The organism is Roseateles sp. AC306 (assembly GCF_979253795.1).
In genome coordinates this window covers 1-229 of sequence record NZ_CEEDEB010000168.1, presented here as the reverse complement: position 1 = coordinate 229, position 229 = coordinate 1, and the positions used below count along the sequence as shown (strand labels likewise).

Genomic DNA, 229 nt, shown 5'->3' with positions numbered 1-229 from the left:
GGGCGCCCACTGGTTCTCCGTTGCCGACGTGGACCGCGACGGCCGCGACGACATCATCGACGGCGCGGCCACCATCGCCAGCAGCGGCAAGCTGCTCTACAGCACCGGCCTGTGCCACGGCGACGCGGTGCATGTCAGCGCCTTCGACCCGGCGCGCGAGGGTGAGCAGCAGATCTTCATGGTTCCCGAAAGCCCGCGCTGCTACGGCGAGCATGGCCTGGAGATGCAC

The 229-nt window shown here is 69.4% G+C and carries 1 protein-coding gene; it reads left to right on the top strand.

Annotated elements, in window-relative coordinates:
* Window positions 1-229, top strand: a 229-nt coding sequence (locus AC0IZJ_RS28835) for a rhamnogalacturonan lyase family protein (RefSeq protein WP_471855715.1), incomplete at both ends; no start/stop codon positions are given.